Consider the following 14285-nt stretch of genomic DNA (forward strand, 5'->3'; position numbering starts at 1 on the left):
CGTGGATTTGACCGGCGTTGCATATCGCCGGAAGGACTCGGTGCGTAGAGCGGGGACAGCGTGGGCTGGGCGAGCGACATGGGTCATCGCGGCACCTGGCGTACAGCGGCGGACCCGATCGCCGGCAACAGCGCCAGTGCGGGAACGCCCGGAAGTGGAGACAGTTGACGCGCCAGCGCATCGGCCGAGGTGTCGCGGCTCGACGGCAGGCACGCATGGACGAAGCCCGCCCAGGTCAGCGCCTGCAGCGCCTGGTTGAGCAGGCCGGGCGTCGCGTCGTAAGGCGCCAGCGTGCGCAGCCTCGCGAAGGATTGCGGTCCCTCCGCCAATGCGTCGAGCGCTGGCGCGAAGAGCTCGCGCGCGCCGGTCACCGGGCCGATGCGCGTGTCGAAGCGCAGATCGCCGGTGAGCGCCGGCGGCTCGCCGGGCAGGGCGGCGAACACCAGCGCATCGAGTGCGTCGAGATGCGCGGCGTCGCCGAGGCGACGCGTATCGCGCTGGAACAGGTCGCGGCGCAGGCTCTGGTTGCGGGCGAGATCGCGTGCGGTTTCGGCCAGCGGTCCGGGCGGCAGCGAGCGCAGACGGGCCTGCAGCGCAGCGGGGACCGACAGCGCATCGATGTTCTCGATCGGCGTGGCGCTGCCGAGGAAACCGCAACCCACGCCGGCGAACGCGCGGATCACGTCGGCGACGTGCTGCGGTTGCCAGTGCGCGCCGAGGAATTCGTGGGCGATGTAGCCGGCCGGCTCGCGTTCCATCGCGTCGAGCTGGCGCGTCGCGCCCGGATGTTCGGCGAAGTAACCGGCGCCGCCGTCGGCGAGATCGCGCAGCAGCGACAATGCCGCGGTCACGCGTGCCGGCGTGTCGCCTTCGAGATGCCTGCCCGCCTCGTGTAGCAGGCGCTGCGCGCCCTGCAGTTGCGACGCGCCGGGATGGCTCATGTAGCCGAGTTCGAGCAGCCCGCCGGGCGCGAGGCGGCGCTCGACGATCGCGAGGATCGCCTCGCGCACCGCATCCGACACCCAGGCCCACAGGCCGTGCGAGACGAGGAAGTCGAAGGATTCACCGCTGTGCGTCGCGTACTCGCGCAGGTCGGCATGGACGAATTCGAGATTGGCCAGGCCCGCACGTTCGGCGATGCCGCGGGCGCGGTCGATCTGCGCGGCGTCGGCGTCGACGGCGGTGAAGCGTCCGGACGGATTGCAGGCCGCGGCGACCAGCGCGGTGAGCCCTGCGCCACTGCCGAGCTCGCACCAGCGATAGGGCCGCGCAAGATCAGGCGCGCGGAAACCCAGTGCGGTGGCGGTGGCGTGCAGCCACGCCGGCATCTGTTCGCGATGGAAATGCATCGGGTAGGCGGCATCGGCATCCGCCACATAGCCGTCGATGTCCATCGCGACCGCGCTCACCGGTTCGGGTCCACGCCGTCGGCGCGGCTCGGGGTGTCGCTGTGGTCGGCAATGCCGGTGACTGCGTGCAGCGCCCACATCAGCGATGCGCGGAACATCGGGCCGTGGGTCAGCGCGGGGAATTCGCGGTACGCGACCTGCAGACCGTCGACCTGCGCCAGGCGCTGCGCGAGCTTTTCCGCCGAATCCGCCGGCGCGGCCTGGATCCGGCGCAGATGCACCTGCACCCGCGGATCCGACAGGTCGCGGTGCGTGACTTCGCGCTCGCCCTGGCCGAGGCCGAGCAGCACGCGGGCGTGGCGGCCAGCGTTGTGTTCGACGAAGCGCTGCTCCGGTGCGCCCAACATGGCGCCGTCGCCCCACCATAGCGACGGGCTGCCGGCGGCATAGGTGTCGAACGCGCCGGTGCGGGTGTAGAGCACATGCAGCGCGAACAGGCCGGCCAGCGAATGGCCCCACAGGGTCTGCTGCGCCGGGTTGGTCGCGACGCGGCGCTCGATTTCGGGCCGGATCTGCCGCTCGATGACTTCGAGCAGCGCATCCGCGCCGCCACCGCCGGTGATCGTGCCGCCCTCGCGTACCGGGCGCTCACCGGCGAACGGCGTGTAGTCGCGCGTGCGCGCTTCTGAGTCGATGCGCAGGTCGTTGGCGTAGCCGACGAAGACCAGGGCGTGCGGCACCGGCTGCGCGGCGAGTTCGGCCAGCAGCGCCTCGTCGAATTCGATCAGCGCGGCATTGCCGTCGAGCATCCAGAACGCGGGCCACCCGCCTTCGGGCGCATTGCCCTTGGGCGCGGCGATGTGCACGCGCCAAGTGCGCTGGCCATCGGCGCTGCGCACTTCGAAGTGTTCGAACGCGTAGTGCGCCGAGGGCTGGCTGGCGACGGTCTCGCCGATCGACCGGGTCGGATCGCGCTGCTGCGCGGACGCGGGCTGGGGCACGGCCTGCAGCGCGAACAGCAGGCCGGCGGCCGCGGCGAGTGTGGCCAGGCGCAGCGGGCGGGCGGCGGAGGATCTGCGGATAAGCATGCGGGGCATCGTGGGCTGCGGGGTTCCGATCTTCGTGCGACGGGCCGGATGCGTCCAGATCGGCAGGGAATGGAGGCCGGACCGCGGACGGTCCGGCCGGGTGTGGCCCCAGGGCCGCGCTGCATCAGAAACCGATGTTCATGCTGACGTAGTAGGACCGGCCCGGCTCGTTGTAGGTCGCAGCACCCGCGTACTGGCTGTTCGACTCCCGGAACAGCCGCTTGTCGAGCAGGTTGTTGACGCCGCCGCCCAGGCTCACCGTCGGCGTGATGCGGTAGCGCGCACCGATGCCCCAGACGTTGTAGGGGTCACGCACCTGGCGCACGGCCACGCAGTCCGCGCCGGCTTCGTCGCAGCGGTCGTCGTTGTTGATGTCGCGCGTCGCCGGCTCCTGGCGGCCGTAGAACGTGCCGGTCAGCAGCAGCGACAGCGCTTCGGTGGCCTGCCAGTCGAGCGAGGTGTTGACTGTGTATTCCGGAATCACCGACAGCGGCTGGCCGGTCACCTTGTTCTCGTTCTCGATCATGTAGGTGACGTTGTTGTTCCACTTCAGCACGCTGCCGCGCTCGCCGATCAGTGGAATGTTGACGTTGCCTTCCAGGCCCGAGACCACGGCCTCGGGCGCGTTTTCCCACTGGAAGATGCGCGCCGGCGGCACCGGCTGCGCGCCGGGGACGCCGGGCGTCTGCCCGACTGGCGTGAAGCCCGAGACCACCTTGTCCTTGTAGTCGTTGTGGAAGTAGGTCAGCGACGCATGGTGGCCGGAGACCGGCGCCCACTCGATGCCGATTTCCTTGTTGAGGCTGGTTTCCGCGTCGAGACCGGCATTGCCGAGGACGTAGCAGCCCGAGCCCAGGCTCGGGAAGTTGTCCGGGCAGCCGAAGCCCATCGTGTAATAGAGGTAGTTCGGGTTCGACTGGTAGAGATTCGGCGCCTTGAACGCGCGCGCCACGCCGCCCTTGAGCTTGAGGTCCTCGCGCAGTGCGAACTGCACGTTGAGGCTGGGGCTGGCGTTGTTGCCGAACTGGCTGTGGTGGTCGAAGCGCACCCCCGGGGTCACGATCCAGCGCTCGCCCGCGTAGATGTTGTCTTCGACGAACACGGCCGAGGTCTGCGCATCGGCCTTGCCGCCGCCGCGGTCCGGGTCGAGACCGGGGATGCCGCCGCCGTTGCCGCCCGATTGCGACATCGAATACGGATCTTCCAGCTCGCTGTCGCGGTGTTCGAAGCCGACCGTCCAGATGTGCTCGGTCGCGCCGATTATCGTCGGCAGGCTCACCTCGCCATCGACCGCGTAGTTGCGCAGGCGCGAGGTCGACGATGCGGTTGCGCTGCCGATCGAGCCTTCCGGGCCGCCGGCCAGACCTTCGTTGAGGCGCGTGTTGTTGGTGCCTTCGAATGCGAGCGTGACGCGCGAGGACGCATCGCCCCAGCGGCCACGATGGGTGACCGCGCCGCTGTTGCGGTACATGCGGTTGGTCTCGGCGCCCTGTTCGGCGAGCTCGGTGATCAGCGGCGTGCCGTCGAGGCTCACCGCGCGGTCGCCGGCGAAGATGTTGCCCTGTCGGCTGGTGCCGGCTTCGAACTCGACCACGTGTGCTTCGTTGATGTCCCAGCGCAGCAGGGCGTTGACGTCCTTGTTGCGCACGCCTTCGCGGCCGGCGGGCGGGGTGACGCCGATGTCGGTGAGGTAGTCGGCGTTGAGGTCGAGGGAATCGGCATCGGTCTTGTTGACGTTGCCGTACAAGCGGAACGACAGCGCATCGGTCAGCGGGCCGCTCAGGGTCACGCCGGCGCGCTGGCTGCCGCCTTCGTCGCCGTGCTGCGGCACCTGGCCGAACAGACTCAGTGAACCGGTGAGATCGCCGGTCGGGCGCTTGGTGATGATGTTGACCACGCCGCCCGAGGCGCCGGAGCCGTAGCGCGCCGCCGCGGGGCCGCGCAGCACTTCGATGCGCTCGACCGCCTCGGCCGGCACCCAGTTGGTGTCGCCGCGGGTGTTGCGCTCGCCGCTGCGGCCCATGCGGATCGAATCGCGCGAGCCGACCGGCTTGCCATCGACCAGGATCAGGGTGTTCTCCGGGCCCATGCCACGCAGGTCGATCTGGCGGTTGTTGCCGTACTGGCCCGACGAGCTGTTGCCGGTGAGGTTCACGCCCGGCATGGTGCGGATCAGCTCGGACAGATCATTGGCCGGCGGGCGGCGCTCGATGTCCTCGACCGTGATGACGGACGTGCCCAACGCCTGGCGGGCGATGGCTTCGGCGGTGACGCGGACGGTATCGAGTTCGACGGCATCTCGGCCGGTCTCGTCGGACACGCTTTGCGCCAGCGCGGGGGCGGACAACAACAGGGCGATCGAGGTGGACAGGGCGGTGCGGTGCAGGGGGGCGGACGACATGCGGAAACTCCGGCGCTGGTAACTCGCCATGGCGGCGGCAGGCGGTGACGTGGGGAAGGGCGTCGCTGGACGACGTTCGCGAATAGTAAAATGAATGCGAATTATTCTCAATAACTGGTTCAGGCTGGAATGAATCGTTCCGGTAAGGCTTGCTGGCCGTGCGCAAATGCGACCTGTTATCATTTGCGCGCCGATCGCTGTCCCTGAAGCAGCACTCGCGCACCGCCTGCCGCGCCGCCGCCGGCGCCCGCCGACCGAGACCCCGATGCACACTGCGACCACCGCGCGCCCGACTGCGTCCGCCCTGCCGGCGCTGGTGTTTACCGTGTTCGTCGGCACGATGGCGATGATGGCGTTCGTCGCGGTGGTGGGGCCGATCGTCCGCCTGCTGGGGCTGGCCGAGTGGCATGCCGGCCTGTCGGTCAGCGCAGCCGGCGTGCTGCTGATCCTGTCGGCGCGGCGCTGGGGCCGGCTGAGCGACTGGATCGGACGCCGCCGCGTACTGCTGATCGGCCTGGCCGGCTACGCCATCGTCTATATCGTGATGGCGGTCTTCGTGGATTCGGCGCTGCGCGCGCCGCCAGCGGTACTGGTGTCGGTGGCGATGCTGGTCGCCACGCGCGCGCTGATTGGCCTGTTCTGGGCCGCCGTGTCCCCGACCGCGATGGCGACCATCGCCGACGAGATGCCAGCAGGCGTACGCAGCGCGGCGATGGCCAAACTCGGCACCGCCAGCGCGGTCGGCATGGTGGTTGGACCGGCCGTCGCGGGCTGGATCGCACCGCATGGCATCGCGTTCACCCTGTACATCGCCGCCGCGCTGCCCTTGCTGTCGCTGGCGGTGGTGTGGAGCCGGCTGCCCGACACAACGCCGGCCGACGCAGGGCGGGCCGGCCCCCGGCCGACGCTCGCGTATGCCGATCATCGGCTGCGCCTGCCGCTGTGCGCGGTCTTCGCGGCGATGGCGTCGGTGAGCATCGCCCAGGTCGTGGTCGGTTTCTTCGCGATCGACCGCCTGCAGCTGTCACCGGCCGAAGGCGCGCGCGTCGCGGGTCTCGCGCTGACTGCGGTGGGTATCGGCTTGATCCTCGCCCAGTCACTGGTGATGCGCTTCAAGGCGGTGCCGCCGGCGCGCTGGATCACCATCGGCGCGCTGGTGTCGGGCCTCGGGTTCGCGTCCGCGGCGCTGGTCGCCATGGAGTGGCAACTGCTGCTGGCCTACGGCGTCGCGGCGTTCGGCATGGGGTTCGTGTTCCCGTCCTTCCAGGCGCTGGCCGCCGACTCGGTGGAGTCGCACGAGCAGGGCGCCGCCGCAGGCACGGTCGCGTCGGTGCAGGGCATGGGCATGGTCGCCGGTCCGCTGCTCGGCACGCTGCTGTATCGCTGGTCGCCGGCGGTGCCGTATGTCTGCGTCGGCGCAGTGCTCGTCGGCTTGTCGCTGTTCGCAGCGCTGCACGCGCGGCGGCAGGCATGAGCGCGGCCCGCGCCATCGAAGTGCGCGATTCGATTGGCGACATCGCCAGCCTGTTCCGGCTGCACGCGCCGGACCGGCGTCTGGCGACCGACGGCCTCCAGGCCCGGCTGCCGTGCGGGCCTGCGGCGACGCTCGGCGAACGCGTCGCCGCGTTCTTCGCCGCGCCGCGCATCGGGCCGGACCTGCTGGTCGGCGCGTTGCCGTTCGATCCGCATCATGACGATGCGCTGTATCAGCCGGCGCGCATCTCCGCGCCCGCGAGCGGTGCGGCACTCTCGATGCTCGGGCCGTTACTGGTCGCGGCGGAACTGCCGCCGGCTGCCGACTACGCCGATGCGGTTGCGCGCTGCGTGACCAGGCTGCGCGAAGCCCCTACGGGTGACGACGCGCTGCGCAAGGTCGTACTTGCGCGTGGCCTGCGTGTGGAAAGCGCGGCACCGATCGATCCGAACGTGCTGGCGGTCCGGCTCGGCAGCGACGCCAGCGTGACCACCTATGTCGTGCCGCTGCCGGTCGCGCCGGGCGATGCGCCTGCCTGGCTGGTCGGCGCGACGCCCGAGTTGCTGGTGTCGCGCCGCGGCCGCGCGGTGGTGTCGCATCCGTTGGCCGGATCTGCGCGGCGGGTCGGGAACGCGGCCGAAGACCGCTTGCGCACCGATGCGCTGCTGGCCTCGGACAAGGACCTCCATGAACACCGCTTCGTCGTCGAAGCGATCCTCGACGGCCTTGCGCCGCTGTGCAGCCAGCTGCAGGCGCCGCCGCGGCCGTCGCTGCATGCGACTGCGACGATGTGGCATCTCGCCACGCGCATCACCGGCACGCTGAAGCGCGACGACATCTCGTCGGCGATGCTCGCCGGCGTGCTGCATCCCACGCCCGCGGTCTGTGGCACACCGCGTCTGCAGGCGTTGCAGGCGATCCGTGCGCTCGAACCTTTCGACCGCGGCTTCTATGCCGGCGCGGTGGGCTGGACCGATGCCTCGGGCGACGGCGACTGGTACGTGGCGATCCGCTGCGCGCGCGTGCAGGGGCACGCGATGCATCTGTTCGCCGGGGCCGGTATCGTGGCCGACTCGCAGCCCGCGCTCGAGGTCGACGAGACTGCGGCGAAGTTCATGGCCCTGCGCAATGCGCTCGGCATCGACGATGCCCGCGCGGCTTGATGCCCCACCAGGACACCCGTTTCGCATGACCGATGCATTTCGACACACCGTGCCGCTGCGGCAGACGTGGCCCGACGACTTCGTCGCGCGCTATCGCGCCGCCGGCCACTGGCGCGGCGAAACCTTCCCCGGGTTCCTGCGCGAACGCGCGACGCGTTTCGCCGACGCGATCGCCGTCGTCGGTGGTGACACGCGCTGGAGCTATGCGCAACTGTGGGCCGAGGCAGAGCGCATCGCCGCCGGCCTGCTCGCGCGGGGCCTGGCGCCAGGCGACCGCGTGGTCGTGCAGCTGGGCAACATGCCGGAATTCATCGCTGTGGTCTGCGCACTCTTACGCGCGCAGCTGGTGCCGGTGTACGCGTTGCCCGCGCATCGCCTGACCGAGGTCGCGCACTTCGCGCGCAAGGCCGAGGCTAGCGCCTACGTCTGCGCCGAACGCCTGGATGCCTTCGACTACCGCACGCTCGCGCGTGAGCTGCAGGCCGAGGTGCCGGTGGTCCGGCATGTGTTCGTGGTCGGCGATGCGGCGGAGTTCGTGTCGATCGCGTCGCTCGACGGTCCGCGCGATGCACTGCCGGGCGATCCGGATCCGCAGTCGGTCGCCTTCCTGCAGATTTCCGGCGGCAGCACCGGCCTGTCAAAACTGATCCCGCGCACTCACGACGACTACATCTACAGCTTCCGCGCGAGCAATGCCCTGTGCGGCATCGATGCGGACAGCGTCTACATGGTCGCGCTGCCGGCCGCGCACAATTTCCCGATGAGTTCGCCGGGTTTCTTCGGCGCGCTGTATGCCGGCGCGCGCGTGGTGCTGAGCCCCGGTCCGGGCCCCGACGCCGCGTTCCCGCTGATCGCCCGCGAGCGCGTGACCTGCGTCGGCCTGGTGCCGCCGCTGGCGCTGTTGTGGGCCGATGCGGCGGGCAAGACCGCGTTCGATCTGTCGAGCCTGCAGGTGCTGCAGGTCGGCGGCGCCAAGCTGGTGCCAGAGGCCGCGCGGCGCGTGGTCGCGGGCCTGGGCTGCACATTGCAGCAGGTCTTCGGCATGGCCGAGGGTCTGGTGAACTACACGCGTCTCGACGACGCCGACGAGATCGTGCTGTCCACCCAGGGCCGGCCGATCAGCGACGACGATGAAGTGCTGGTGGTTGACGACTCAGGTGCGACAGTCGCCGATGGCGAGATCGGTCATCTGCTGACGCGCGGCCCGTACACGATCCGCAGTTACCACAACGACGACGCGGCCAACGCACGCTCCTTCACCGACGACGGTTTCTACCGCACCGGCGACATGGTGCAACGGCTGCCGAGCGGGCATCTGATCGTGCAGGGCAGGGCGACCGACCACATCAACCGCGCCGGCGAGAAGATCTCGGCCGAGGAGATCGAGGATCACCTGCTCGCGCATCCGCAGGTGTTCGACGCGGCCGTGGTGTCGATTCCCGACGAGTTCCTTGGCGAGCGCAGCTGCGCCTTCGTGATTCCGGGCGATACAAAGGCGCGTCCGGCCGAGCTCAAGGCCTGGGTGCGCGGCCGCGGGCTTGCGGCGTTCAAGGTGCCGGACCAGATCGTGTTCGTGGATGCGTTCGGCACCACCGCGGTCGGCAAGATCAGCAGGCGGGAACTGCGGGCGCAGCTGCGCGCGCGGTTTCTCGACGACCAGAAGGACGCCGGCTGATGTACTTCGCCGATGGAAGTTTTGATCCGTCATTCCCGCGTAGGCGGGATGCGCTCTTCAACAACCCGAAGGGTTGGTCATTCAGCGACTTTGATTCTCAGGGCGGACGTCCATGGACTCCCGCCTGCGCGGGAGTGACGGCAAAGCTCGGATCAGAAGTGCTGGCGTGCGTTTGCAAGGCAAGAAGCTGATGGCTCTCCCCAAAATCCTGCCGTATCCGTTGCCCACTGCCTCCGAACTCCCGGCCGCGCGCGGCCAATGGACGCCCGAGACATCCCGCGCCGCGTTGCTCGTCCACGACATGCAGCGCTACTTCCTCGCCGCATTCGCGCAGGACGACGCGCCGCTGGCGCCCGCGGTCCGGAACCTCGCGCGCCTGCTCGCGCATTGCCGCAGCGCCGGCATCCCCGTGTTCTACACCGCACAGCGCGGCAACCAGGACCGGCGCGATCGCGGCCTGCAGGCCGATCTCTGGGGCCCGGGCATGCAGGCGAGCGCCGAACACGAAACCATTGTCGACGCGCTGGCACCGGCCGATGGCGACCATGTGCTGGTCAAGCATCGCTACAGCGCCTTCCAGCGCAGCAATCTCGACACGCTGATGCGCGCACGCGGCCGCGACCAGCTGCTGATCACCGGCGTCTACGCGCACATCGGCGTGCTGTCGACGGCGACCGAGGCCTTCCAGCGCGACATCGAAACCTTCGTCGTCGCCGACGCGGTGGCCGATTTCTCGCGCGCCGACCACGACCATGCGCTGCACTGGATCGCGCGCACCTGCGGCGTGCCGCTGACCACCGACCGACTTCTGGAACTGCTGCCATGACCACCGACCGCACCCGCCCGCTGACCCTCGAGCGCATGCGCGCCGATGTCGCCAGGCTCGTCGGCGAAGCGCCCGAGGACGTGCGCGACGACGACAATCTGATGGACCTCGGTCTCGATTCGATGCGCGTACTGGGCCTGGTGATGGCCTGGGGCGAGCACGGCATCGCGCTGGAATTCTCGCAACTCGCCGAGCACACCACGCTGGCCGGCTGGTGGCAGGTGGTGCAGGGCCTGCAGCGCGACACGCCCGCCGCCGGATGACCGCGACGGCGTCTCCCATCGAAGCCAACGCATCCACGTCGAATGCGGGCTGGCCGCTGACCGAAGCCCAGGCCGGGCTCTGGTATGCGCAGCGTCTGGCGCCGGACAACCCGGCGTTCAACACCGCGCACGCGCTGTGGATCGACGGCGCGCTGGATGTCGCGGCCTTCGCGCGCTCGGCAAACCAGTCCGTCGACGAGGCGCCGGCACTGGCCTTGCGCATGCGCGAGACCGCCGAGGGTCCGATCCAGTGGATCGATGCCGCGCACACGCCGCATCTGGAGCTCGTCGACCTGTCGACCGAGCCTGCGCCCGAGGACGCCGCGCGGGCGGCGATGACGCGCGATCGCCTGACGCCGGTCGATCCGGCGCGCGACCGCCTCGCGCTGCAACGTCTGTACGTGCTCGGCGGTGACCGCTACGTCTGGTATCTGCGTGTGCATCACCTCGCGACCGACGGCTACGGCATGGCGTTGCTGACCGAGGGCGTCTGCGCGCTGTATGCCGACACATCGACCGGTGCGGCCTTCGCTCCGCTCGATGGCGTGCTGGCCGAGGACGCGGCGTATCGCGCGTCCGAGAAGCGCGCGACCGATGCGGCCTACTGGCGGGACACGCTGGCCGGCATGCCGGCTGCGACCGGCCTGGGCGGCGGCTTCGCCCACGCCGCGTTTGAGTGCCTGCGCCGTGTCGAATCGCTCGATGCGGCGTTCCGTGACGGCCTCGCGCACGCGGCGGCGGCGCTCGGCCAGCCGTGGCCGGATGTGCTGACCGCGTTCACCGCCGCCTATTGCCAGCGCTTCGGCGGGCAGGGCGAGGCGGTCGTCGGCGTGCCGTTCATGGGCCGCCTCGGCAGCGCATCCGCGCGGGTGCCGGCGATGGTCATGAACGTACTGCCGCTGCGCGTGCCCGCGTTGCCCGATGCGCCTGTCGCGGATTTCGTGCAGGCGATGGTCCGCGCCCTGCTGCGTGGCCGCCGGCACGGGCGCTACCGCGGCGAACAGCTGCGGCGCGATCTCGGCCTGATCGGCGGCCAGCGCCGTCTGCATGGTCCGCTGATCAACGTGCAGCCGTTCTATAGGCCGACGGTGCTGACCGGTGCCCGCGCGTCGATGGAAATCCTCGCCACCGGGCCGGTCGACGACATCACGCTGGGCTTCCGCGGCGATGGCACGCAGGCGCTGGATCTCGAGATCGAAGCCAATCCTGACCTGTATGCACCAGCCGATGTCACCGCGCATGCGACACGGCTACGCACGTTTCTCATGAACGCGTTCGCATGCGCATTGCAAGCGGACGCGCGTCTCGACGACGTGCCGCTGGCCACACCAGAGGAGGCCACGCGCACGCTGTTCGACTTCAACGCCACCGCGCATCCGGTGCCCGACACGACCCTGGTCGCGCTGATCGAAGCGTCGATGGCGGCGACACCCGATGCGCCGGCGCTCGTGTTCGAAGGCACAAGGCTGACCTACCGCGACCTCGACACCCGCAGCCGCGCACTCGCGCAGGTGTTGCAGGCGCGTGGCGCAGGCGCCGACACGGTCGTCGCTGTCGCATTGCCACGCTCGATCGAACTGGTCGTTGCGCTGGTCACCGTGCTGCGCGCCGGCGCGGCCTATCTGCCGATGGATCTCGCGCATCCGCTCGAACGCCGCGCGCGCATCCTGCGGTCCGCGCAGCCGCTCGCACTGCTGGCACTGGACGACGACGGCATCGAATGGCCCGACGACATGCCGCGCTTCGCGCCGCGCGACTGGCCGCAGATCGCGGAGGGCATCATGTTGCCGGCAGTCGCCCCGCAGCACGCGGCCTACGTCATCTACACCTCCGGCTCGACCGGTGAGCCCAAGGGCGTCGTCGTCGAGCATCGCGCGATTGTCAACCGCCTCGAGTGGATGCGCGCGCACTACGGCATCGACGCGTCCGACCGCATCCTGCAGAAGACGCCGGCCACGTTCGACGTCTCGGTCTGGGAGTTCTTCCTGCCCCTGCTGGCCGGCGCCACGCTGGTGGTCGCACCGCCGGATGCGCACCGCGATCCGGTCGCAATCGCGCGACTGATCCGCGAGGCCGGCATCACCACCCTGCATTTCGTACCTTCGATGCTGGCCGCTTTTCTCGCCGCCCCGGAAACGCGCGGGCTATCGACGCGCCGCGTCTTCGTCAGCGGCGAAGCCCTCGATGCCGACCTGCGCGACCGCTTCCACGCGACGCTTGATGCGGAACTGCACAACCTGTACGGCCCGACCGAAGCCGCGGTCGATGTCAGCTATTGGCCAGCAAGTACCGACGACAGCTCGCGCCCGGTGCCGATCGGCTTCCCGGTCTGGAACACGCGGCTGTACGTGCTCGATGCGCGTATGCGCGCGCTGCCGCCCGGCGTCGTCGGCGATCTGTATCTCGGCGGCGTGCAGCTCGCGCGCGGCTATCTGGGCCGCGAGGATCTGACCGCAGAACGCTTTCTCGACGATCCGCATCTGCCCGGCGAGCGCATCTACCGCACCGGCGACCTCGCGCGCTGGCGCGAGGACGGCGCGGTCGAATTCCTCGGCCGCAGTGATCATCAGGTCAAGCTGCGCGGCCTGCGCATCGAACTGGGCGAGATCGAGGCCGCGATCGTCGCCAGCGGGTTCGCATCGCAGGCGGCCGTCATCGTGCGCGAGGACCGCGCCGGTGACCGGCGGTTGGTCGGGTACCTGCAGCCGAGTGCCGATTTCGATGCGGCGACATTGCGCGCATCCGTCGCCGCTCAACTGCCGGACTACATGGTGCCATCGGCCTTCGTCGCGCTCGCCGAGTGGCCGGTCACCGCGAACGGCAAGCTCGACCGCGATGCACTGCCGGCGCCCGCATTCGAGGCGGGCGTCTTCGTTGCACCGCGCACCGCCACCGAGGCCGCGCTCGCCGCGCTGTTCGCCGAGGCCCTCGGTATCGAGCGCGTCGGCGCGGATGCCGACTTCTTCGCGCTCGGCGGCGATTCGCTGCTCGCCGTGCATCTGCTGCTCGCGATCCAGCAGCGCTTCGGCCGCGATCCGGGTCTCGGCGCACTGTTCGCCACCCCCACTGTCGAAGGGCTCGCCGCCGCGCTCGACGCGGGCGAGGGCGACGATCCCGATCACGGCCTGGCGCCGGTGATCGCACTCGCGCAGGGTGCGCCATCTCGGGCGCCGCTGTTCGTCGTGCATCCGGCCGGCGGCATCGCCTGGTGCTACCGCGATCTCGCACGTGCGTTGTCACCTGTGCGCAGCGTGTTCGGCCTGCAGTCGCCGGCGCTCGACCTTGCGCAGGCGCTGCCCGGCAGCATCGATGCACTGGCGACCGAGTACGCCGAACGCGTCCTCGCCTTGCAGCCAGACGGCCCCGTGCATCTGCTCGGCTGGTCGGTCGGCGGCATCCTCGCCCAGGCGATGGCGGTACGCCTGCGCAGCCTCGGCCGCGAGATCGGCGTGCTCGCGCTGCTCGATGCGTACCCGGCCGAGGTCTGGCGCGCAGAACCCGAGCCCGACGCGATCGCCGCATTGCGCGCGTTGCTGGCGATCGCCGGCTATGACCCGGACGCGTATCCGGAGCTGCAGACGCGCGCGGCCATCGTCGAGTTCCTGCGCCGCGGCGACAGCGCGCTCGGCAACCTGCCGGGCGCGGTACTCGACGGCGTCGTGCGCGCGGTCACCGACACCAACCGTCTGGTGCGCCTGCATCACCACGCACGCTTCGACGGCACGCTGCTGCACGTCCGCGCCGGCAATGATCATGCCGACCGCCCGCAGCTGCAGTCGTCGCTCTGGGCCATGCATGCCGCGCACGTCGAATCGATCGAACTGCCGTTCCTGCACGCCGAACTGACCGGCCGCGACGCCACCGCGCGCATCGCGCCGGTGCTCGATGCGCGACTCGCGGCCTACGACAGAATGTAGGAGCGGGGGGGGGGGGGGGGGGGGGGGGGCGGGGGCCCCCCCAACCCCCCCCCCGCCCGCGGGCCAAATGGGTTTTGGGGGGGGGGGGGGGTTGCGAAAAGCCCCGCCCCCCAACCCCCCCCGCACCCG

9 protein-coding genes are annotated in these 14285 nt (G+C 70.2%); 6 read left to right on the forward strand and 3 right to left on the reverse strand.

The window, feature by feature from the left end; genetic code table 11:
- Positions 1 to 83 precede the first annotated feature (83 nt).
- The 3 genes from J2X52_RS15780 to J2X52_RS15790 form a co-directional block, all read right to left on the reverse strand.
- Positions 84 to 1409, reverse strand: coding sequence for a class I SAM-dependent methyltransferase (locus J2X52_RS15780; RefSeq protein WP_310155509.1), 1326 nt, complete (start codon positions 1407 to 1409; stop codon positions 84 to 86).
- Positions 1406 to 2437 (reverse strand): alpha/beta hydrolase-fold protein, encoded by a 1032-nt coding sequence (locus tag J2X52_RS15785; RefSeq protein WP_310155512.1) that lies wholly within the window; start codon positions 2435 to 2437, stop codon positions 1406 to 1408. The genes J2X52_RS15780 and J2X52_RS15785 overlap by 4 nt, the downstream gene beginning before the upstream one ends.
- A 124-nt stretch (positions 2438 to 2561) precedes the next feature.
- Complete coding sequence (locus tag J2X52_RS15790; protein ID WP_310155515.1) at positions 2562 to 4838, reverse strand: TonB-dependent siderophore receptor; 2277 nt, start codon at positions 4836 to 4838, stop codon at positions 2562 to 2564.
- 265 nt (positions 4839 to 5103) lie between these two features.
- Here J2X52_RS15790 and J2X52_RS15795 point away from each other — a divergent pair, with 265 nt between their 5' ends.
- The 6 genes from J2X52_RS15795 (at position 5104) to J2X52_RS15820 (ending at position 14156) form a co-directional block, all read left to right on the forward strand.
- Positions 5104 to 6312, forward strand: coding sequence for an MFS transporter (locus J2X52_RS15795; RefSeq protein ID WP_310155518.1), 1209 nt, complete (start codon positions 5104 to 5106; stop codon positions 6310 to 6312).
- A complete protein-coding gene (locus J2X52_RS15800; protein WP_310155521.1) occupies positions 6309 to 7475 on the forward strand; it encodes an isochorismate synthase in 1167 nt (388 codons plus the stop codon). The genes J2X52_RS15795 and J2X52_RS15800 overlap by 4 nt, the downstream gene beginning before the upstream one ends.
- A 25-nt stretch (positions 7476 to 7500) precedes the next feature.
- Positions 7501 to 9150 carry an AMP-binding protein gene (locus tag J2X52_RS15805; protein WP_310155524.1) on the forward strand — a complete coding sequence of 550 codons (1650 nt, stop codon included), beginning with the start codon at positions 7501 to 7503 and terminating at the stop codon, positions 9148 to 9150.
- A gap of 190 nt (positions 9151 to 9340) precedes the next feature.
- Positions 9341 to 9976 (forward strand): isochorismatase family protein, encoded by a 636-nt coding sequence (locus J2X52_RS15810; RefSeq protein ID WP_310155527.1) that lies wholly within the window; start codon positions 9341 to 9343, stop codon positions 9974 to 9976.
- A complete protein-coding gene (locus J2X52_RS15815; RefSeq protein WP_310155529.1) occupies positions 9973 to 10239 on the forward strand; it encodes a phosphopantetheine-binding protein in 267 nt (88 codons plus the stop codon). Before J2X52_RS15810 ends, J2X52_RS15815 begins: the two co-directional genes overlap by 4 nt.
- On the forward strand, positions 10236 to 14156 hold the full coding sequence (locus J2X52_RS15820) for an amino acid adenylation domain-containing protein (RefSeq protein ID WP_310155532.1): 3921 nt from the start codon (positions 10236 to 10238) through the stop codon (positions 14154 to 14156). The genes J2X52_RS15815 and J2X52_RS15820 overlap by 4 nt, the downstream gene beginning before the upstream one ends.
- The last annotated feature ends 129 nt before the right edge of the window (positions 14157 to 14285 follow it).

It is taken from the genome of Luteimonas sp. 3794, assembly GCF_031456825.1.
GTDB lineage: Bacteria > Pseudomonadota > Gammaproteobacteria > Xanthomonadales > Xanthomonadaceae > Luteimonas.